Consider the following 21005-nt stretch of genomic DNA (forward strand, 5'->3'; position numbering starts at 1 on the left):
TATATCAATAAAACCTATGTTGTAACTGAACCTCTGCCCTAACTCTGAGTTGTGCACAAACTTAATGTGATTGGTATTAACTAAATCGAAGGTATAAAAAAAGCCAGACGAAGTCTGGCTTTGTAACCTTTAATCGGTCAGTTTACTTATATTTTTTCATCACCAACGTCGAGTTGGTACCACCAAAACCGAAACTATTAGACATGGCTAAATTGATTTCAGCCGGTTTTGCTTGAGTGACAATATCAAGACCCTGAGCTTGTTCATCAAGTGTTTCAATATTTACTGATGGTGCCACAAATCCGTGCTCCATCATCAGCATGGTGTAAATGGCTTCATGAACACCGGCCGCTCCTAAAGCATGACCCGTCATCGCTTTAGTTGCGCTGATCATCGGCGAATCGTTACCGAACACTTCCTGAATCGCGCCAAGCTCTTTAACATCGCCAACAGGCGTTGATGTCCCGTGGGTGTTCAAGTAATCGACTTTATCGTCAACGCCCTGCATCGCCTGTTGCATACAACGCACTGCACCTTCGCCGCTCGGCGCTACCATGTCATAACCGTCTGATGTTGCACCGTAACCGACAATCTCAGCATAAATGTGCGCGCCACGAGCCAAAGCGTGTTCTAATTCTTCCACAACAACCATACCGCCGCCGCCAGAAATAACAAAACCATCGCGATCAGCATCATAAGTACGAGACGCTTTTTCTGGAGTGTCATTGTATTTCGTCGAAAGTGCGCCCATCGCATCAAACATCATGGCTAATGACCAATCAACTTCTTCACCACCACCGGCAAATACAATATCTTGTTTGCCCAGTTGGATTAACTCCGCGGCATGACCGATACAATGCGCAGACGTGGCGCAGGCAGAGCTGATTGAGTAGTTTACACCGAGAATTTTAAATGGCGTGGCCAAACATGCTGAACATGTACTGGACATGGTTTTTGGCACAGCATAAGGACCGACCCGTTTAACACCTTTCTCGCGAATGATATCGGTTGATTTGATAACATTGGCAGACGATGCTCCACCAGAACCTGCCACTAAACCCGTGCGATAATTTGAAACCTGATCGTCTGTTAACTTGGCATCATTAATCGCTTCTTGCATGGCAATGTAAGCATAACCTGCTGCATCGCCCATAAAGCGCATAACTTTACGGTCAATATGCTCTGTTACATCAATGTTTGGCTTTCCCCAAACCTGACTGCGCAATCCCATTTCTGCAAAACTATCTGCGCGGCTGATACCACTGCGACCATTTTTTAATGCGTCTAACACCTGTTCTGCGTTATTGCCGATACTGGACACAATGCCCATACCTGTAATCACTACTCGTTTCATTCTTATTTAACCATTTTGATCTGTTAATTGTCGGCTATGATACTATGAATATCCGGAAATCTGGTCTATCCAGTGTACGACTGTACGCTCAATTGAAACCGTGTCAAGTGGCGTCTGACATAATTCACTGGCAGCGGTCCTGCCAGCAAGGTAAAATTTGCTGTCTGAATAGACCGTAAGTTTTATTGAGCCAACAACCCAGCAAACATATACCAGAGATAAATACACCCTTGAGTAAAATTAAAACCGCACAAATCGAATTTGACACCAATGGCCTGCCCTATTCAAGTCAATTCGACGATATTTATTTCGATTATCAGGATGGTTGTTCGCAAAGTATACAAGTGTTTATCGAAGGGAATGAACTTGAAAAGCAATGGCTTAATTATTGTTCATCGGTAAACCTCGCAACCAGGGATAGCACATCAGCAAAACATGAAAACCCGACTCCTGCCACACCGGCACCATTTGTGATCGGGGAAACCGGGTTTGGTACAGGTCTGAATTTTTTCCTGACGCTGCAACGTTTCAAAACATTTATCAAGCAACATGATCCTGACTGGTCGTTGCGGTTTATCAGCACCGAAAAATACCCGATGCGCCTCGACGATCTCACTCGGGCATTGGCATTGTGGCCAGATTTTTCCGATAGTTCCAGCGAATTTCTTAGTCAATATCAATGGCATGATGAGCAACAAGTGCTCAATATGTCGCTGTTGAATAATAAAGTTCATTTACAGATTTACTTACAGGACGCTACAGCGGCATTTGCACAGTTAGATCCGCAACAGTTTTCCCACGTCAATGCCTGGTTTTTAGATGGCTTTTCCCCAAAGAAAAACCCCGAGATGTGGCATCAGGGACTATTTATGCAGCTGGGGCGCTTATCAAAACCCGGTACCACATTAGCAACATTTACGGTTGCAGGCTTGGTTCGCCGGGGACTTGAGCAACAAGGATTTGCGGTTACCCGAAAAAAACACCAGCAGCACAAATCACAAACCTTAACCGCCAAATTTACTGGCCACCCGAAAGCACCTGATGTAAATGGCTATAAACGAAGGGTATCGCCAGATAAACCACAGCACGTAACCATTGTTGGTGGCGGACTTGCCAGCGCCTGCGTCGCCTATGCCTTGGTAAAACGAGGGGTTAAGGTAAATGTATTTTGCCAGGATCAAGCCCTGGCTCAAGGCGCCTCAGCTAATGCGATAGGCGCAATCTACCCATTGTTGCATCAACAAAAAGATGAGATCAGTGAGTTTTACAAAACCGGCTTTGAGTACGCTGTTAATTTTTATCAGCAATTGCTGGAACAAGGGTTTGATTATGCCCATGGTTTTGACGGCCTGATTGAAGTTGCTTACAAAGAGGCGTTGCAGCAACGTTTAACCATGTTTAAAGACAACCCCGTTTGGCCAAAACAGCTAATCTCGGTGATCAGCCCCGAACAAGCCAATCGCATATCCGGGATCACACTCGATAAGCCCGGACTTTGGATCCCTGCAGCCGGTTGGGTATCTCCCCCAGAATTAGTACGGGCAATATTTGCCGCCGCTCAACAACTTGGGCAATGTAAAATCAAATATAATACTCAGGTCCAAGCCATTGAAAAAATGGACAATGGTCGATTTTTACTGAGCACTAACAAAGGTCAAAAACAAATTCAAACGCTGATCCTATGCACCGGCGCACAGACTTTAGACCTTAGGATTGCCGACGCCCTGCCCTTGAGTGTGGTTCGAGGGCAAGTAAGTCAATTACAGACAACAACATCAAGCGAAAACCTTAAAACTGTGATTTGCCACAAAGGTTATCTCACCCCAGCGCTGGATAATAAACATTGCATTGGCGCAACGTTTAATAAAAATGACAATGATACCGCAACGCGAGCAGACGACGATGCCTATAATTTTGAAACTTTGACTCGGCTACTGGGTAATATTGGGAAATGGCAGGTAGAGGATATTAAAGGCGCAAAAGCGCGATTACGATGCTGTACGCCAGATCATTTACCGGTTGTCGGGGCGATGCCGGATATTGAAAAACACAAGCAGGTGTATCAGCACATTAGTAAAGATAAAAACTGGCGTTTTGAGCAACAGCCGCCCACGATTGAAGGACTGTATGTGCTCACTGGGATGGGTGCCAGAGGATTGTGCTCAGCACCTTTACTGGCAGAAATACTCGCCTGCGAATTAACCCATGAGATGTACCCGGTTAGTTCCGAGCAGCTTTTTCAGCTGGCACCGAACCGATTTATCATTCGCGATATGATCCGTCGCAAGGCAGACTAACCATTGTTTTGTTTAGTTTAGCCTGCTCTACCTTTGCAGCGTTATACCAATCCCATTAAATTATTGCTCACTCAGTGAGAATTTAATGGCTTTTAGACAAGGCTTTGATTGCAGAGAATGGTTATTCCGCTCTCAAAAACAGCCAAAATCAGTAACGTAGTCCAAACGCCTTTAAAACTCACCCGTAGGGAGTTTACCTTAAGGCCCATTTACGGCCCTATATTTCATTAATATAGAATGACTATATCAATAAAATCTATGTTGTAACTGAACCTCTGCCCTAACTCTGAGCTGTGCACAAACTTAATGTGATTGGTATTATTGGTTAGTTTAACTCAGTGTCAACCCAGAATTTCGTACCTTTGACCGTTGCCTGCAATGCAAGTCCGGTTTCCGTAAAGGTGTAGACGGTAACATCACCAAAGTAGGCTTCGCCTTCAATCGAGGCTCCTTTTTCTGAGGCGACGGCCGCGGCATCGGCGTTACCACCAAAGGTCCAGCCGTTGTGAACAAAGTGATCCATGGCTTGTTGGGTGTGAAACACCATCACGATGCGGTAATCTTTAGCACCCATTCCAAGACCTATGCCGCCTTCCGCCATATTCATATAGGTATGCTTTTGGGTAGCCATATTTTTAACCACCCCGAAACCTGTTCCGGCCGAGACGACAAATAAATTAATGTTTGCATTGCTAAAGACACCATAGCCTTTTGCGCCTTCAACAACTTTTCGAGAATAAGGCTTTTGCTTATATAGCTGACTCAATACGTCATTTTTCATGCTAAGGATTTTTTGTTGTTTATCCTGCTTACTGCCCTCCCCCATAGAGGCACAGGCGCAGAGAAACAAACACAGGGCGGCTATCGTGGTAATTTTCGGTAATGTAAACATCGGTTATTCTCTTTTTATCGATACTATAGAGGTATTTCTAATCTATCTTGCTTTTTTAGCTTAACAAAAACAAGGCTGAAGTTGCTGCCAAAAGTTCTCAACAACAACTTTATCCTGAGGCGTTAACTCACTTCTTGCCTGGTGCAGATCCGCACTCACTTGCGTTGCCAGCTCAGGGGTCAATGCTTGCGCATCATCGCCAAAACGATTAGAAGCAATAAGGATAAACCCACGTACATAACTACTGGCAAATAGAACATCCGCATCATCCTGATCAATAAGGCCATCAAAATAATCACATAGCTGCTCTAGTGTTTTAATATTTTCTAACATCTTAATTCCGATAAATTGTATAAAACTGTCTGTATCAGGCTTCCATAAGCCCAGGACTAGCCACGGGGTACAACACCTGATCGTGAAAGCCAGTGATAACCGGCAAGTAGCCGCTAAGCTCCGCATCCAAACCAGGATCGCCGCTATCGACAATCAGCGGTCGATGATCCAGTGCCTGCAATTTTCGTTTTGTTGCGACGATATAGATATGTTCTTTGCCGATAGCGCGAACCACGCGGGGGCTCAGCTGCTGATTACCTCGGCCAAGAATGTGACCCTGGCCGCCGATCGCTGTGATCACTAATTTCACGGTCTGCCCCGCGTTTTGCGCAGCAATGATCGCCGCATAAAGGTTTTGTTCGGTTACATCCTGTGCCCGTAATTCTTGTTCCTGGATGATGTCGACCCCCAGTAAGGTATTTTCCAGTGCCATTTCCTGCATAATTGCCGCTACCGTCGAACCGGAGCCCATCACAAATAATTCGTCATCCATTTGCTCAATCACATGGGCGGCAATATCCATCAACACCAATTCATCAGTTTCCTTACCACCGGATTTTACCGCCTGAATATACTGTAAATGACTGGGTATTTGCATTTCTCCATAGCGGCGAGCCTTAACCACTCCCTGTCGAAATGCCTGTTCGTCAATATCCATCACATCGGCGTCGATGAAGCTGACCAACTCATTATTTATCATTTCCTCAACCACACGCCCGGCGGCCGTTGGCGTTAATGCATAAACTCCGGAGTGAATTTTTACCCCGGCAGGAATGCCTAACACCGGAAAAAAGCCCTGAACCTTAGCGCACACATTTCTTGCGGTGCCATCGCCGCCCGCAAACAACAATAAATCCACCTGTTGACTTTGCAGTGCTTCGACCAAAGCTTCAGTATCCGCTGCGGTTGAAACATTGCCGTCGTAGCGGTGGACAACCTCCACCTTAAAGCCCAGTGACCGGGCACAATCTTCGCCCATATCGCCGCAGCCGGTAAAAATGGTAATTTTATCCTGATATGGGATGAGCACCTGCAGCGCCAGCTTGGCGCGCAAATTTGATTTAGGTTCAGCGCCCAGGGCTTTTGCCTGTGCAGCAATGTCATCGCCGTCACTGCCTTTAAACGCAACGCTGCCGCCAATACCAGCAATGGGATTCACCAAAAAGCCTAACTTAAACATAACAAGGTGCCTTCACTTTTTCAGCGTGCAAATTCATATCTGAGACCGCAATGGATTGATTATTCGCCGGTTCCTGGGGGTTATTGCTGTCTTTTAACGCAAATTGCTTAATATTTAATTTTTCATCCCGGTCATAAAATCTTGCCAGAGCCGATATAAATTGCTGCGCCCGAGGCGGAAAACCCGACGCGATATATGCGTTCACTTGTTTATGTACCCGATGTTTAAACGCACAACGATCCACTTCGACACCACTTAAATTATCGACGGAAACATTAAAGTTAAATCCTGCGGCGACACAAAACGCCCACTCGATGGCCTGTGGCTTAATCTCAACGTTTTCGAACGCCGTTTGTTGATCCGCATCTCGACCATCCGGCGCATACCAATAACCAAAATCTTCCAACAGTCGTCGCGCTTTACCGGCAATGCACCAATGGGCGATTTCATGAAGACCACTGGCAAAAAAACCATGGGCAAAAATCACCCGGTGATAGGAAATCTGGGTATCTGCTGGCAGGTAAATGGGTTCATCGCCACCACGGATCAGGCGGGTATTTTCAGATTCTGAAAACTCACCGTCAAACAAGGCAATTAAATCGTCAATATCGTGGCTTTTCAAGGTAATTAAATCATCTTCGGACGCAATTTCTAGTGCGGCTATTTTAGCCTTAGCATGGCCGTATCTCAATCGTAGTTACCCAAATAGAACAAATAAACCCTTTTAAGGCCAACCTCTTATCAGTTATATTTGGTGGTGTTGCGAAACTAACATGGAAAAGCGATGAAGAAACTTGATGACATCGATCAACAGATCCTAACGTTGTTGTATAAAGACGCGGATATCACCAATAAAGAGCTTGCGGCAAAAATAGGGATTGCACCCTCTACCTGCCTGGAGCGTGTAAAGCGTATGAAGAATACCGGCGTCATTCGCCATTCTGTTATCGATGTTAATTATCAGACCCTGGGGGGAAACATTCAGGCAATCGCAGCCATCCAACTGCAGCCCTACTCTGAGCAAATCGTCAACGACCTCAGAGATGAATTACTTGGTTTACCGGAAATTGTCAGTATGTTTCATATGGGCGGTGCATTCGATTTTTATATCCATATGTCCGTTAAAGATACGGAGCATTTACGCAGTTTTGTCTTTGATGCCATTACCTCCCGTGAAGAAGTCACCAATGTAGAAACCTCTCTGGTTTTTGAGCACAGCCGCAGCCCAGTAATGCCGAATTTTAGTGGGTAATACCAATCCCATTAAATTATTGCTCACTCAGTGAGAATTTAAAGGCTTTTAGACAAGGCTTTGATTGCAGAGAATGGTTATTCCGCTCTCAAAATCAGCCAAAATCAGTAACGTAGTCCAAATGCCTTTAAAACTCACCCGTAGGGAGTTAGTGCACAAACTTAATGGGATTGGTATAACGTTAAGCGCGAAGCAACTAGTCAGCTATCCAACGAGTTAAAAGATCGAATCTCTCTTCCCTGCTTCAGCATCTTCGGCGTGATAAAATATTGCGTCTTGCCGCACCCCGCATAAAGGTTTTGCCAGGCACCTGTCATGCAATCAATACGCACATAACTGCAGGTAGGTAAATGCTCGATATTATCCGTAGACAAAAAATTGTGTAATTCGGTAAAGGCTGGATTGTGGCCGACCAAAGTAATTTCATCAACACGTTCAGGAAGCGCCTGACAAAACTGCATCAGCTCAGATCGTTGAAAGGTATATAAGTCCTTTTCAATATGGGTATCCGCCAACCGCTCGGCACTGATCACGCTTCCCATACCCGGTTCAAACTGGTGCTCGCCAATACGTTTCAAGGTTTGTTTAGCACGAGTCGCGGATGAGCAATAGATATGGGTAAAACAACAGCCGATATCCATCAAAACTGGTGCCATTAATTGACAATCACTGATACCGCGTTGCGTTAAAGGCCGCTCTACGTCATCCAACATCGGATCGTCCCAACTCGATTTCGCATGACGGAGTAAGTGTAATGTCTTCATAAAGCCGCACGATGAGAGTCGTTAATGAATAGATAGCCTTTAAATCTAGTGTTTCGTCCGCCTAACTTCAAGGTGCATCACTCAGTACATTGGATATGCCTGATAGTCATTGATAATACCAGTCAACGTTAATTTCTGATCACACAGCAATTAACGTGAATTGGCATCATGTTTTACATGTATGGGTTAAACAAGTCTTCTTTCTTGGGCGACAGCTCCAGATAGAGCTCATGGGCTCTTTCCCGGGCTCTTTTCAGTTGTTCTCGTGACATTTGCTGAGAATCGAGATTCATACTTTTCTCTGCGGGTTTATAACCATTATAGGCCGCTACCCGATTCCAGACATAAGACATTTCAACGTCTTTCGTCACGCCCAGGCCATCAAAATAAAGCAATGCCAAATTAAACTGAGCAAGGGCATAATTACGTTTAGCCGCCTGCTCATACCAAATGGCGGCGTTGTGATAGCTTTGGCTGGTGCCGGTGCCGTTTTGGAACATTACGCCAAGATTAAACTGGGCCGCAGGCAAATCTTTTTCGGCCGCACGCTTGGTGTAGATAAACGCCTTTTTCTGATTTTTGTCAGTGCCTCGCCCTTCGGCATACATTTGTGCCAAAGCAAACTGCGCTTCTGGGACGCTACGTCCCGCCGCGCGCTCATACAGCTTAAATGCCTTTTGCTGGTTTTTCTGGACACCGAAACCGTTTTCAAACAGGACACCTTGCTGGTACAGCGCGGGTGGATAACCCAGCATAACCAAAGGTTTTAGCTCTTCAATAGCCAAATCAAACTGTCCGCGATTCATGTAGTTTACGGCATCGTCGTAGTCCGCAAAAGCAGGGCTGCTAAGCGACGTTGTTAATAACGTGGCGGCCACCAGCATAGAAATTCGTTTCGTAGTTACAGACATATTGTTACTCCCTAATCGGTGCGCTGTACGAAGCTTTTAATAGGTTATACCAGAAAAAATTGGTCACGGGCAAATCTTGAACGTAAAGATGATTATTTTTTGCTGATTCGATCATAAAGGACGATGGATCCTGCAACGGATACGTTTAAGCTGTAATCTCCGGGCAATTTGACTAACCGGTGACATTTGCTTATCACCTCAGCAGTCAGGCCTGCCTGCTCATTTCCCAGCAGGTATACGCATCGGTGTGGGTGCTGAAAACATTGGATATCAACCGCCGAATCTTCCAGTTCAACACCAACCAAACATGTGTCATAGGGTAAATGGCGAATCAAATCGTCAACATTTGCGTAATGAAATTGTGGAATTTTTTGCCAGGCATTGACCACGTCTGTAGTCTGTTTTTTTGACTTATTGCCTACCGTAAAGATAAACGAGGCCCCTAAAATATAAGCACTACGCCAGAGCGTACCAACATTTTGAGGGTCTTTGGCGTTGACGATACCAATGCCAAAAAAACCATCCTCGGGATAGGTTTGTTTCAATCGTGCCATAAAAACCAGATGCCTGTTATGTGAAAACAAAGAAGCAGGCTACAGCCTGCTTCTTTTTTCATGTACGAATGCTATGGACTATTTAGTCAGTCAATAAGCTGAATTTATTTCAAATTATCAAAGAAACTCTTCACACCGTCAAAGAAGCTTTCTTCCTTGGGGCGATAACGGGCGGCATCTTTGCCGGTTCCCATCGTCGCTTCAAATTTTTCCAATAAATCCCGTTGTTCTGACGTTAAGTTAACCGGTGTTTCCACCACTACCTTACACATCAAATCACCCACCATGGAACTGCGTACCGATTTCACCCCTTTGCCACGTAAACGGAACATTTTTCCGGTTTGCGTTTCTTTAGGAATTTTCAGCTTCACTTTGCCTTCCAATGTTGGGACTTCAATTTCCCCGCCCAGCGATGCCGTGGTAAAACCAATCGGGACTTCACAATACAAATGGTTGTCATCTCGAACGAAGATATCGTGATCACGCACACTAACCTGTACATATAAATCGCCCGCTGGTGCGCCATGTTCACCGGCTTCACCTTCCCCACTTAAGCGAATTCTGTCACCAGTATCAACGCCTGCAGGTATTTTTGCAGATAATGTTTTGGTCTTTTTAACCCGACCTTCACCATGGCAGGAATTACAAGGATCTTTAATAACTTTACCGCTTCCTGAACAGGTTGGACAGGTTTGTTGCACCGCAAACATCCCCTGGCGCATCTGGACTTGACCATGGCCATGACAGGTTGAACACGTCGACGCAGTAGAGCCCTTTTTAGCACCACTGCCATTGCAAGGATCACAACTAACATAGGTCGGTACTTTCAGCTCGACGGTTTTTCCTTTAACCGCTTCTTCCAATGACATATCCAGGTTATAACGCAAATCTGCACCACGACGAGCTCGGGATTGACCGCCACGACCTCGGCCGCCACCAAATATGTCACCGAACACATCACCGAAAATGTCACCAAAATCAGCACCACCACCAAAACCACCGGGGCCTTGCCCCTGTTCAAATGCAGCATGACCGTACTGGTCGTAGGCAGCACGTTTTTGGCTATCATTTAACACTTCGTAGGCTTCTTTAACCTGTTTGAACTGTTCTTCCTTATCCTTATCGCCTTTGGTGCGATCCGGGTGGAATTTCATTGCCAGGCGCTTGTATGCCTTTTTAATATCGCGCTCAGATGCATCTTTACCGACACCCAGCACTTCGTAATAATCAGTTTTTGCCATAGTCTTGTTACTGCTTATTGGTTAAAACAAATAAAGCGCTAATGATAAAGCGCTTTATTTATTGGCTAATACTGGCGTCTGATATTGTCCTCAGACGCCTGATCCGTTAATTACTTTTTATCGTCTTTAACTTCTTCGAACTCAGCATCGACAACGTCTTCTGCTGGTTGCGCTTGCTCAGCATCAGCCTGTGGCGCTTCACCGGCCTGAGCTTGTGCTTTGGCTTGAGCAATTTCCATTAACTTGGCAGACGCTTCGATAACCGCTTGTGATTTCGCATCAATCGCGTCTTTATCTTCGCCTTTGAGTACGTCTTCCAGCTCTTTAACAGCCGCTTCGATTTTATCTTTGTCTTCTGCTGGTAAATCATCACCCGCTTCTTCAACTTGCTTGCGCGTTGCGTGAACAAGACCATCAGCCTGATTACGCGCCGTCACTAGCTCTTCGAATTTAGCATCAGCATCGGCATTCGCTTCCGCGTCACGTACCATTTGTTCTACTTCATCATCCGATAAACCCGATGAGGCTTTGATCGTGATCTTCTGCTCTTTACCGGTGTTCTTATCCTTCGCAGTTACGTGCAGGATACCATCAGCATCGATATCGAATGTTACTTCGATTTGCGGCATACCACGAGGTGCAGCATCAATACCTTCAAGGTTAAATTGACCAAGAGATTTGTTCAAAGAGGCTTGCTTACGCTCACCCTGTACCACATGTACCGTTACCGCAGACTGGTTGTCTTCTGCTGTAGAAAACACCTGCGACTGTTTGGTCGGGATGGTTGTATTCTTTTCGATAACCTTAGTCATCACGCCGCCCATGGTTTCAATACCAAGCGATAGAGGCGTAACGTCTAGCAATAGAACATCGGTAACATCACCGGCTAGTACACCGGCCTGAACCGCGGCACCAGAAGCGACAGCTTCATCAGGGTTAACATCCTTACGAGGCTCTTTACCGAAGAAATCACTTACCGCTTTTTGTACCAATGGCATACGTGTCTGACCACCAACCATGATGACGTCAGTAACGTCAGATGTTGATAAATCAGCATCCTGAAGTGCCATTTTTAATGGTTCCAGGGTCGCTTTAACCATATCTTCAACCAACGACTCTAACTTGGCACGAGTCACTTTGATGTTCATGTGCTTAGGACCTGAAGCATCAGCAGTGATGTACGGTAGGTTCACGTCAGTCTGTTGCGCCGAAGATAATTCACACTTGGCTTTTTCTGCAGCTTCTTTCAGACGTTGCATGGCCAGAGGATCGGTGGTTAAATCCATGCCCTGCTCTTTCTTAAATTCCGCAACAAGATAATTAATCAGACGGTTATCGAAATCTTCACCACCTAAGTGCGTATCACCATTGGTTGCTAGTACTTCAAACGTGTGCTCGCCTTCAACTTCATCAATTTCGATGATAGAGATATCAAACGTACCACCACCAAGGTCATAAACAGCAACAACACGGTCGCCTTCTTGCTTGTCCATGCCATAGGCAAGGGCCGCAGCAGTTGGCTCGTTAATAATACGTTTTACATCAAGACCCGCGATACGACCGGCATCTTTTGTTGCCTGACGTTGTGAATCATTAAAGTAAGCCGGCACTGTGATAACCGCTTCTGTAACGGCTTCACCTAAGAAGTCTTCCGCCGTTTTCTTCATTTTCTTAAGCACTTCAGCAGATACTTGTGGTGGTGCCATGTTCTCGCCTTTCGCGGTTACCCAGGCATCACCATTATCAGCTTTTACAATACCAAATGGCATAATGCTGATGTCGCGTTGAACTTCTTTATCTTCAAAACGACGACCGATTAAACGCTTAATCGCAAATAATGTATTTTCAGGGTTGGTTACCGCCTGACGTTTTGCTGGTTGACCAACTAACGTTTCACCTTCTGCTGTATATGCAATGATTGAAGGGGTCGTACGATCACCTTCTGCATTCTCGATGACACGAACACTATCGCCGTCTAATACAGCAACACATGAGTTAGTAGTCCCTAGGTCAATACCTATAATTTTGCCCATCTTGAGGATCTCCGAAAAACATAAAATATGATAAAAATTTTGATACTTCTCTTAGTGGGGGATGGAGGATTATTTTTCAACGGGAAAACCGAAAAAAAATGAAAAAAAGTGGTAAATCCCTTAAAAAATATGCGGATTTGGTTTTTTCATTGAGATTTGTCGTTTTCCCGGAGCCCGGTACATCGTAAGTTATTGAGATTCGGCTGGGGTTTGCGAGTCCGCAAAACGTTCCATAATCTCAATAATTTGCTCTTTACAAGCAATAAACTGCGGTACTAATTCCGGGTCAAAGTGACGCCCAGCCTCGTTTTGAATGTATTCAAAGGTGGTATCGATTGACCAGGCAGCTTTATAGGGACGCTCTGAGGTTAGTGCATCAAATACATCTGCGATGGCGACAATTCTTGCACTCAAGGGAATTTCATCGCCCTTAGTGCCATGAGGATAACCACTGCCATCGTATTTTTCATGATGAAACAGGGCGATTTCCCGTGCCATTTGCAACAGTTGCGAAGCGTGTTTACCAATGATATCGGCGCCATATTGCACGTGTTTTTGCATTTCCTGCCACTCTTCAGGCGACAATTTACCGGGCTTTAATAAAATCTTGTCAGGAATGCCAATTTTGCCAATATCGTGCATTGGTGCGGCATTGTAGATGAGATCCACCCAGTTCTCCGGGGCATTGATTTTTTCAGCGAGCATTTTTGAATAACGGCTCATGCGAATAACGTGCATGCCTGTTTCATTGTCTTTGTATTCTGCGGCACGCCCGAGTCTGTCAATAATTTCCCGGCGTGTTTGCTCAATTTCGGTGGTGCGTTCCTTAACTTTATATTCCAACTCCCGCTGTTGGTTATACAAGGCTAAATGGGTTTTTACCCGAGCCAGAACAATTGGAACGCTGACGGGTTTACTGATGTAATCGACGGCACCAAGTTCCAGACCAATTTGTTCGTCTTCAACGGCGGTTTTTGCGGTAATAAAAATGATTGGGATGTCAACGGTGAGCGGATTGGCTTTTAATAAACGACATACTTCATGCCCATCCATGCCAGGCATCATAATATCCAGTAGAATTAAATCGGGTTTCTCAGAGCCTGCGACAATTTTTAAAGCAAGCTGACCAGATAACGCCGCTTTTACCCGATACCGTTGTTTTAAAATGCCATTGAGTACGTCGATATTTTCCGGATTATCGTCAACGATTAAAATAGTTGCCCTTGGCTCCATCTCCCCCCCAATGAAATTTAACTTATTGAAATAAACAATAATAGTTCATTGGTAATGGTTTTATCTTATCGGCATAAAAAAAGCAGGCTTATCACCTGCTTTTCAATTCGAGACATTTGGATGGGCAACTTAGCCACTACCTTTGGGGATTGTTCTTAAGCACCTAGGCTTTCGAAACCATAACCATTGCTGGGCGCAATAGACGACCATTTAACTCATAACCTTTTTGCATAACGGCGATAACCGTATTGGGCTCAACACCTTCGATTTGCTGCATTGACATCGCCTGATGTAATTCTGGATTAAATGGCTGATCTTTTGGATCCACCACTTTCACACCAAACTTATCCAACGCCGATAACAAGCTTTGCAGGGTTAGCTCGATACCTTCGACAATCGCTTTGTTGGTTTCATCGTCTTTATCGATATTTTCAAGGCCACGTTCAAGATTATCAACCACCACCAACAACTCACCGGAAAATTTTTCCAGTGCGAATTTCTTTGCTTTATCGACATCTTGTGCAGAGCGACGACGAATGTTATCCACTTCCGCTTTAGCACGGATCACCGAGTCTTTTTGACCATCAATCGTTGCCTGGGCAGCGGCGAGTTTTTGTTCCAACTCAGCGATTTTTTGTTGTTCCGCGCTAAGCTCTTCTACGGTTTCTTCGACAACGCCTTCAACCACGTCAGCTTCTACGTTTTCTGCTTCTACCGCTGGCTCAGCAGTAACGTCCGCTTCTGTCGCAGCGTTTTGCTCGGTGCTTTGTTCCATTTCTGCTTGTGGTTTCACATCGTCTTCACGGTGATTATTTGACTCAGTCGTCATTGCAAACTCCAATAAAATCTATATTGCTGGTAATTATGGGGATTGAAAAATTTGGATCAAGCCTAGAATTAAAGAAAAATCGTCCTTTACACCAATTCCACTAAGTGTTTTTCGACTCAGTGAGAATTTAAAGGTTTTAGGCTAGGCTTTGATTGCCGAGAATGTTCGCTCCATTATCTCAAAATCGGTAAAAATCAGTAACGCCGTATAAACGCCTTTAAAAATCACCTTTGGGAGTTTATCAGAGCCCTAACTTTGAGTTGTGCAAAAATTTAATGGAATTGGTATTACACGCTAAATTTTTATGCGACACTGCCATTATTAGAATAAATATTGATAAAAGCCCGAACGTTAGAAGCCAACAATACATTTAGAATACATATAGAAACCATGACCCAACAATACAAAACCATCGGCCTGATCGGCAAGCCAGACCACAGCGGAGCTCTGGCAACCTTAAAATCGTTACTAACCTTTTTTACCGATAAAGGCTATCAGGTATTGGTAGAAACCAAGGTGGCTCGACAAATCGAGGTTAATCCTAAACAATCTCGCGATATTACCGAAATTGGCGAATTGGCCGATCTTGCGATAGTCGTTGGCGGTGATGGCTATATGCTTGGCGCCGCGCGAGTATTGGCCTGCTACAACGTTGCGGTCGTTGGTGTGAATCGTGGCAATCTCGGGTTTTTAACCGATATTTCACCGGATAACCTCTTCGATCCTCTGGATGAAATATTGCAGGGCCGTTCAAAGACTGAACACAGATTCCTGATCCAGGTTGAAGTCTATCGTCACGGCCAGTTAAAAAGCGCCAACAGCGCCGTTAATGAGGCCGTATTACATCCCGGTAAAGTCGCATCGATGATGGAATTTGAGGTTTACCTGGACGATGTGTTTATGTTTTCCCAGCGTTCTGACGGTCTGATTGTTTCCACACCCACAGGTTCAACAGCCTATAGTATGTCCGCCGGTGGCTCGATATTAACCCCTAATCTGAATGCGTTAACGCTGGTTCCAATGTTCCCGCATACGTTAACGTCGCGCCCAATTGTGGTGGATGGCGATTCCGTGTTAAAGCTCGTGGTGGCAACCAACAATTCAGAAGATTTGCAAGTCAGCTGTGATGGTCACGTTATTTTGGCCGTCATGCCGGGGGATGAAATCATTATCAAAAAGTGCGAACAAACTCTGCGCCTGGTACACCCTCTCGATCATGATTATTTTAATGTCTTGCGCAGCAAATTAAGTTGGGGCAATAAAATTTATTAACGTCGCGCCTAGCAATCCTGAACGAGATGGTAGTTAGGTCTGTTATTCGACTGCGATGAATGTTGATCTTAGCCAGCAAAAAAACGTTCGATTGACCATTCATCCTGCTTTACACATTGGCATCAATGGCGCAATACTGTAAGAGAATCAACTCAGGAAATTCAGACACAATATAAATGGTTAACAAGAAGAGTTACAAAGGATGTAAAACGGCATTAATGCTAACCGGTGGTGGTGCCCGTGCCGCTTACCAGGTTGGTGTGTTAAAAGCCATTGCCAGTTATATGCCCCGTAATCACGGCATTCCTTTCCCGATTATTTGTGGCACCTCTGCAGGTGCAATTAATGCCACGACCATAGCCTGTTATGCATCATGCTTTCACCTTGGGGTTCGTCGGTTGGAATGGGTGTGGAAGAACCTGCATACATCAAGTATTTATCACAGTACCGCCGGCAGAGTGTTTGGTAACATAATCGCGGGTTTCTTGAGTAATTTTGATGCTGGTTACGCAAATTCCAAATCTTACAGTTTATTAAATAATGCTCCCTTACGAGATTTATTGAACGAAGTTATTGATTTTAAACGCATCGATATCAATATATTGAATGGCTATTTATCATCAATTGCCATTACCGCTTCCAGTTATTCCAGTGGCGATTCAATCAGCTTTTATCAGGCGGATAAATCGATAACCCCATGGCAACGAGCAAAACGGCGTGGCATTCAATGCCAGCTAAATACCTCGCACCTTATGGCCTCGTCATCTATTCCATTAATTTTCCCGCCAGTAAGAATCCAACAGGAGCATTATGGGGACGGATCAGTAAATCAGTTATCACCATTAAGCCCACCGATCCATCTAGGAGCGGAGCGGATCTTTATGGTCGGAGTGGAACAACCACAAGAAGATGAAAGCCTCAACCACCCGATAGTCAATATAGAAAAAAACCATCCACCAGCCATTGCAACCGTTGCTGGTCATCTGATGGATACGGTTTTCGCAGAATCACTAAATAGCGACCTTGAACGCTTACAACGCGTCAATCGAACCGTGCAATTGATTGATAAAAGCAAACGGGATTTACAGTCGGAATTACGACATATCGACACCTTATTGATCAATCCCAGTCAGAACTTTAATCAAATAGCCCAACAACATTATGGTGAGCTGAACTGGCCATTGCGGTTGTTGCTGCGATTTATGGGCGCGACTCAAGATTCAGAATCGAGTTTGACCTCGTATATTTTGTTTGAGCAGAACTATTGCAAAAAACTTATTCAGGTAGGGTATGAAGATGCGATGGAAAAAGAAACCGAGATCCGCAAATTCTTAGCCATTTAATCTTAGCCAATTAGCCTTAAGCAATTAACCTCAGACGCTGAGCCTGTCACCACGCTGAACCAGCCTGAATATAAAATACCGACTCTTCCGGACCTCGGGCAATATCCAAGCCCATATCAAAGCCATAGCGACGCGCAATCATGTAACGAAATCCCATGCCTTTAGTGACACGAGACGGGCTATCGGATAAATCGGAAAACTGCTCTGCCGCCCGCCCAGCTCCAGCAAATGCACTGACTTCCCAACGGGGAGAGATTTCATACACCAATTCCCATTCAACAACACCAATGGCATCGCCCTGATAGCGACCAGCAGGAATGCCGCGCAATTTCACACTCGGCGTAGCAAATGGTGGTAATATCCCCTGGGTTTGCGCATATTCACTTTCAATCCGTATGTTACTGCGCCAATGCTTGGTGAGGCGAAAAAAGTTCAGGCCGCTAAATTCGGTTAGCTGATAATGAAAGTCTGAGCCAATACTGTCGTCAAACCACAGGTGCGTTAATTCATATTGAAACCCTTGATTTGGTGAGAAAAAGTTATCACGGTTATCAAACTGCGCCGTAAAGCCAAATCCTGATGTTGTCACCTCGCGGGTTAATAACGCAGGCAAATCATCCTGCAGTGCTTCAGGAAAACGCTCAACGTCAATATCATTAAGGTTAGTAGGACTCAACTCGGCATTGGTATAGCGCTGCACAAATCCAACAAAAACGGGCAATTTACTGATTTGAAATTTGAGATTTTGGGCCACAAATACCGCTTCGGTATTCAGTTCTATCGGCGATTCTATGGTCAAGTCGCCATAACCATAAAAATCCAGATTAAGACTGCCATAGCCAAGGCCACCAAAATAGCGCGTCCGTCCGTTATTAAAAAAGCCTAAATGCCCACCACCGACAAAATATGAATCGTTACCGGTATATGCGGCGCCCACAACAGAAACATTTGGCGTGAACAAATATTTGGCTGCATTTTCATCATTCGCTTGTAAGGCTTTTAATCGTCGCTCCCGATCGGATTCATCCTCGTGAAAAAACACCCCGGATAAGCCAAATCCGCCATCGACTGCCGGATCCGTTATCACAATAGGCACGGGTAGGAAGCCATAGGCATTTTCAGACAAATATTTCGATGCATCCAAAAAACCATCGCTTGGATCCACAAAAATACTTCCATCATCCAACGCATGGCCAGACTTAACCATCAATACACTGCTCAGCAAGGTACTGACAAACACCGCAGATAAACGGAGGAATAATGGCGCCGCCGATACTTTAGATAACACTGACTTTATCGAAACGGTTTTCATCAATGCTCCAAAGGTTAAAAGAAACTCAAGTCATGAACAAACTATAGCCCTTAAAGGCAACATTATCCCAAGCAGACTGAGTACCTTAACTATTCACCTTTTTGCAAAAAACGCTCAACGCGTTCCACGCGCCTGGGCTTTCCTTGTAACACTAAGGTGTCTTGGGCCATTAGCACTTCTGATAATGATGGATGCGGGATCTCACGCCCATGCCGACGAATCGATAATATCTCAACCCGTTTTTCCTGCAACCCCAGTTCTTCAATACACTTGCCATTGGCAAACGCATCATCGTTAAGTAAGGTTGCATGCACGAATTCCAATCGTTCGATAGCGCCGGCACTCATATCGGTATCTACCCCAGGGTAGAAACCATGCAGACGATTGTAGTGATTCTTGCGCTCCGCCTGAATTTGCCGAACAATCCTGGAAAATGGTACACCGCTTAAGTTCAATACCTGCGACACTAACATCAAACTCCCCTCTAACGATTCAGGTACCACTTCATTGGCCCCCGCTTCCTGAAGTTTGGTAAGCGCATCATCATTACGCGTACGGACCAGGATTTGTACGTGCTCAGACAAGGAACGAACTTTTTGCACGACATCAAAGGATTGCTCTGGAGCCCCATAGGAGACGACCACCAATTTTGCCTCTTCAATATTTGCCGCATGTAAGACTTCCGCCTGACGAGCCGAGCCGAACAATACATTTTCCCCTGCTTCTCTGGCTTCGTTGACGCGCACCGGATCAATGTCGATAGCGACAAAATCGATATTTTCCTGCTTTAAAAAACGGCTAACCGTTTGTCCAACGCGGCCAAAACCACAGATAACCACATGATTACTTAACGGTCGTTGGGGCTTGGACAATTCCTGTTGCTGTTCACTGAGTTTTTGATTGTTTTCCAAGGTCAGTTTCACCGCCCAATCGCGGGCATGAGAGATCATAAACGGCGTTACGGCCATCGAAAGAATTCCCGCGCCAAGTAAAATCGAGGTCAACTCTGTGCTAAACACACCATTGTTTGCGGCCAGAGCGATTAATACAAAACTGAATTCTCCCATTTGCGCCAGCATAAAACCTGACGCCCAGGCATCTTTAGCGGACTCGCCGGCCCGAACCGCAAGAATTCGGATCACCGATATTTTGATTAACAAAGACAAAACCAGCACCAGAGCAATACTGCCCGGGGATTGAAATAACGCCTGCCAATCAAGTTTCATCCCAACGGTGACAAAAAACAGGCCTAATAAAATATCCCGAAACGGCCTGATATCGGCTTCAAGCTGATATTTATACTGACTTTCGCCGAGCATCATGCCAGCTAAAAAAGCCCCTAAGGCCATCGATAAGCCAAAAAACTGGGTTAGCGCAGCAGCGAGTAATGTCACCAGTAAAGTGGTCAATACAAACAGTTCATCGGTGCGTACCTGAGCCACAACGTTAAAGATCCTCGGTAATAACCAACGCCCGGCAAACAGCAAGACTCCCACCACAAAACAGCCCTTGATTAAGGCGATGGCTAATGCGCTTAACATGCCCCAATCGGCACCGTCACCAAGCAGTGGGATCACAATAAGAAATGGAACGACAGCAATATCCTGACACAATAAAACCGCTACGGAAATTTGTCCGGAACGCCTTTTTATCGAGCCGGACTCCGATAATTGCCGAATCACAATGGCAGTAGAAGACAGAGCGACGACACCACCGATAACAAAAGCCGTAGGCCCTGATAAACCAAACAGTAATGCCAATAGAATAACGATAAGCAAGGTCAGAGCAACTTGCTTGCAGCCCACATCAGTGACCAAATGGCGCATAGCCACCAGTTTCGGTAAGGAAAATTCCAGCCCTAAGGTGAACAGTAAGAACACGATGCCTAGCTCGGCAATGTGTTCATAGTCAGAATCATCACCGGTGATATTTAAACCATGCTCACCTATCAGGGTACCGGCGACTAAATACGCGAGGATCGCCGGTAGTCGCCAGCGTCTAAACAGCCAGACGATTACGACTGAAGCGATTAAGATCGCAAGAACCTGATAAAAATTGCCCACTTAACACCCTTTTACTCAGCAAGATATGACCATAACAATGCAAAGCATTTGCTAGCGCATGTCGCGATCCCCTTCCATACTAAGTATCAATGCTAATTTACACATTGGTAAATTAAAACGACACAAAGACGGAAGTTCGTCC

General features: G+C 45.2%; 18 protein-coding genes. 4 read left to right on the plus strand and 14 right to left on the minus strand.

Features of this window, described 5'->3' with window-relative positions; all coding sequences use genetic code 11:
* Window positions 1–142: 142 nt before the first annotated feature.
* Entirely contained in the window at window positions 143–1354 is a 1212-nt protein-coding gene (fabB, locus tag ACHUFQ_RS12375; RefSeq protein ID WP_394175989.1) for a beta-ketoacyl-ACP synthase I, read from the minus strand.
* Window positions 1355–1584: 230 nt separating this feature from the next.
* Between fabB and mnmC the strand changes: the two genes are divergently transcribed.
* Window positions 1585–3651, plus strand: coding sequence for a bifunctional tRNA (5-methylaminomethyl-2-thiouridine)(34)-methyltransferase MnmD/FAD-dependent 5-carboxymethylaminomethyl-2-thiouridine(34) oxidoreductase MnmC (gene mnmC, locus ACHUFQ_RS12380; protein ID WP_394175991.1), 2067 nt, complete (start codon window positions 1585–1587; stop codon window positions 3649–3651).
* 325 nt (window positions 3652–3976) lie between these two features.
* Here the strand turns inward: mnmC and ACHUFQ_RS12385 are convergent, their stop codons facing one another.
* Genes ACHUFQ_RS12385 through ACHUFQ_RS12400 form a run of 4 tightly spaced genes read right to left on the minus strand, consistent with a single transcriptional unit; the run spans window position 3977 to window position 6678 of the window.
* Window positions 3977–4543, minus strand: a complete 567-nt coding sequence (locus tag ACHUFQ_RS12385; protein ID WP_394175993.1) for a lipid-binding SYLF domain-containing protein — start codon at window positions 4541–4543, stop codon at window positions 3977–3979.
* 60 nt (window positions 4544–4603) lie between these two features.
* Window positions 4604–4876 (minus strand): YfcL family protein, encoded by a 273-nt coding sequence (locus ACHUFQ_RS12390; protein ID WP_394175995.1) that lies wholly within the window; start codon window positions 4874–4876, stop codon window positions 4604–4606.
* A 34-nt stretch (window positions 4877–4910) separates the two neighbouring features.
* Window positions 4911–6056: an ATP-NAD kinase family protein gene (locus ACHUFQ_RS12395; RefSeq protein ID WP_394175996.1), complete on the minus strand. Its 1146-nt coding sequence runs from the start codon at window positions 6054–6056 to the stop codon at window positions 4911–4913.
* Window positions 6049–6678, minus strand: a complete 630-nt coding sequence (locus ACHUFQ_RS12400; RefSeq protein WP_394176042.1) for an elongation factor P hydroxylase — start codon at window positions 6676–6678, stop codon at window positions 6049–6051. Before ACHUFQ_RS12400 ends, ACHUFQ_RS12395 begins: the two co-directional genes overlap by 8 nt.
* A gap of 162 nt (window positions 6679–6840) precedes the next feature.
* On the opposite strand from ACHUFQ_RS12400, the gene ACHUFQ_RS12405 reads away from it, so the two are divergent.
* Complete coding sequence (locus ACHUFQ_RS12405) at window positions 6841–7308, plus strand: Lrp/AsnC family transcriptional regulator (protein ID WP_394175997.1); 468 nt, start codon at window positions 6841–6843, stop codon at window positions 7306–7308.
* A gap of 200 nt (window positions 7309–7508) precedes the next feature.
* Here the strand turns inward: ACHUFQ_RS12405 and ACHUFQ_RS12410 are convergent, their stop codons facing one another.
* The 7 genes from ACHUFQ_RS12410 to grpE form a co-directional block, all read right to left on the minus strand.
* Window positions 7509–8072: a SixA phosphatase family protein gene (locus ACHUFQ_RS12410; protein WP_394175999.1), complete on the minus strand. Its 564-nt coding sequence runs from the start codon at window positions 8070–8072 to the stop codon at window positions 7509–7511.
* A 173-nt stretch (window positions 8073–8245) separates the two neighbouring features.
* On the minus strand, window positions 8246–8983 hold the full coding sequence (locus ACHUFQ_RS12415; RefSeq protein ID WP_394176001.1) for a tetratricopeptide repeat protein: 738 nt from the start codon (window positions 8981–8983) through the stop codon (window positions 8246–8248).
* Between the two features lie 92 nt (window positions 8984–9075).
* Complete coding sequence (locus ACHUFQ_RS12420) at window positions 9076–9537, minus strand: RNA methyltransferase (RefSeq protein ID WP_394176003.1); 462 nt, start codon at window positions 9535–9537, stop codon at window positions 9076–9078.
* A 104-nt stretch (window positions 9538–9641) separates the two neighbouring features.
* The gene (gene dnaJ, locus ACHUFQ_RS12425; protein WP_394176005.1) at window positions 9642–10778 is read right to left on the minus strand and encodes a molecular chaperone DnaJ; all 1137 of its coding nucleotides are present in this window, start codon (window positions 10776–10778) and stop codon (window positions 9642–9644) included.
* A 110-nt stretch (window positions 10779–10888) separates the two neighbouring features.
* Entirely contained in the window at window positions 10889–12811 is a 1923-nt protein-coding gene (gene dnaK, locus ACHUFQ_RS12430; RefSeq protein WP_394176007.1) for a molecular chaperone DnaK, read from the minus strand.
* Window positions 12812–13000: 189 nt separating this feature from the next.
* Complete coding sequence (locus tag ACHUFQ_RS12435; RefSeq protein WP_394176009.1) at window positions 13001–14044, minus strand: HD-GYP domain-containing protein; 1044 nt, start codon at window positions 14042–14044, stop codon at window positions 13001–13003.
* A gap of 163 nt (window positions 14045–14207) precedes the next feature.
* Window positions 14208–14873 (minus strand): nucleotide exchange factor GrpE, encoded by a 666-nt coding sequence (gene grpE, locus ACHUFQ_RS12440; protein WP_394176011.1) that lies wholly within the window; start codon window positions 14871–14873, stop codon window positions 14208–14210.
* Window positions 14874–15263: 390 nt separating this feature from the next.
* Between grpE and nadK the strand changes: the two genes are divergently transcribed.
* Entirely contained in the window at window positions 15264–16145 is an 882-nt protein-coding gene (gene nadK / locus ACHUFQ_RS12445; RefSeq protein WP_394176013.1) for an NAD(+) kinase, read from the plus strand.
* Between the two features lie 176 nt (window positions 16146–16321).
* Complete coding sequence (locus ACHUFQ_RS12450) at window positions 16322–17488, plus strand: patatin-like phospholipase family protein (protein ID WP_394176014.1); 1167 nt, start codon at window positions 16322–16324, stop codon at window positions 17486–17488.
* A gap of 46 nt (window positions 17489–17534) precedes the next feature.
* On the opposite strand, the gene ACHUFQ_RS12455 is transcribed toward ACHUFQ_RS12450, so the two are convergent.
* Window positions 17535–18800: a BamA/TamA family outer membrane protein gene (locus tag ACHUFQ_RS12455; RefSeq protein WP_394176016.1), complete on the minus strand. Its 1266-nt coding sequence runs from the start codon at window positions 18798–18800 to the stop codon at window positions 17535–17537.
* 89 nt (window positions 18801–18889) lie between these two features.
* Window positions 18890–20863 carry a cation:proton antiporter domain-containing protein gene (locus tag ACHUFQ_RS12460; protein WP_394176018.1) on the minus strand — a complete coding sequence of 658 codons (1974 nt, stop codon included), beginning with the start codon at window positions 20861–20863 and terminating at the stop codon, window positions 18890–18892.
* Between the last annotated feature and the right edge of the window lie 142 nt (window positions 20864–21005).

Source organism: Thalassotalea litorea (assembly GCF_043642205.1).
GTDB lineage: Bacteria > Pseudomonadota > Gammaproteobacteria > Enterobacterales > Alteromonadaceae > Thalassotalea_A > Thalassotalea_A litorea.

Excerpts from the sequence above, each read along its gene's own strand:
- fabB (WP_394175989.1), bottom strand. The coding sequence starts at position 1,354 with ATGAAACGAGTAGTGATTACAGGTATGGGCATTGTGTCCAGTATCGGC.
- ACHUFQ_RS12385 (WP_394175993.1), bottom strand. The coding sequence starts at position 4,543 with ATGTTTACATTACCGAAAATTACCACGATAGCCGCCCTGTGTTTGTTT.
- ACHUFQ_RS12390 (WP_394175995.1), bottom strand. The coding sequence starts at position 4,876 with ATGTTAGAAAATATTAAAACACTAGAGCAGCTATGTGATTATTTTGAT.
- ACHUFQ_RS12395 (WP_394175996.1), bottom strand. The coding sequence starts at position 6,056 with ATGTTTAAGTTAGGCTTTTTGGTGAATCCCATTGCTGGTATTGGCGGC.
- ACHUFQ_RS12405 (WP_394175997.1), top strand. The coding sequence starts at position 6,841 with ATGAAGAAACTTGATGACATCGATCAACAGATCCTAACGTTGTTGTAT.
- ACHUFQ_RS12410 (WP_394175999.1), bottom strand. The coding sequence starts at position 8,072 with ATGAAGACATTACACTTACTCCGTCATGCGAAATCGAGTTGGGACGAT.
- ACHUFQ_RS12415 (WP_394176001.1), bottom strand. The coding sequence starts at position 8,983 with ATGTCTGTAACTACGAAACGAATTTCTATGCTGGTGGCCGCCACGTTA.
- ACHUFQ_RS12420 (WP_394176003.1), bottom strand. The coding sequence starts at position 9,537 with ATGGCACGATTGAAACAAACCTATCCCGAGGATGGTTTTTTTGGCATT.
- dnaJ (WP_394176005.1), bottom strand. The coding sequence starts at position 10,778 with ATGGCAAAAACTGATTATTACGAAGTGCTGGGTGTCGGTAAAGATGCA.
- dnaK (WP_394176007.1), bottom strand. The coding sequence starts at position 12,811 with ATGGGCAAAATTATAGGTATTGACCTAGGGACTACTAACTCATGTGTT.
- ACHUFQ_RS12435 (WP_394176009.1), bottom strand. The coding sequence starts at position 14,044 with ATGGAGCCAAGGGCAACTATTTTAATCGTTGACGATAATCCGGAAAAT.
- grpE (WP_394176011.1), bottom strand. The coding sequence starts at position 14,873 with ATGACGACTGAGTCAAATAATCACCGTGAAGACGATGTGAAACCACAA.
- nadK (WP_394176013.1), top strand. The coding sequence starts at position 15,264 with ATGACCCAACAATACAAAACCATCGGCCTGATCGGCAAGCCAGACCAC.
- ACHUFQ_RS12450 (WP_394176014.1), top strand. The coding sequence starts at position 16,322 with ATGGTTAACAAGAAGAGTTACAAAGGATGTAAAACGGCATTAATGCTA.
- ACHUFQ_RS12455 (WP_394176016.1), bottom strand. The coding sequence starts at position 18,800 with ATGAAAACCGTTTCGATAAAGTCAGTGTTATCTAAAGTATCGGCGGCG.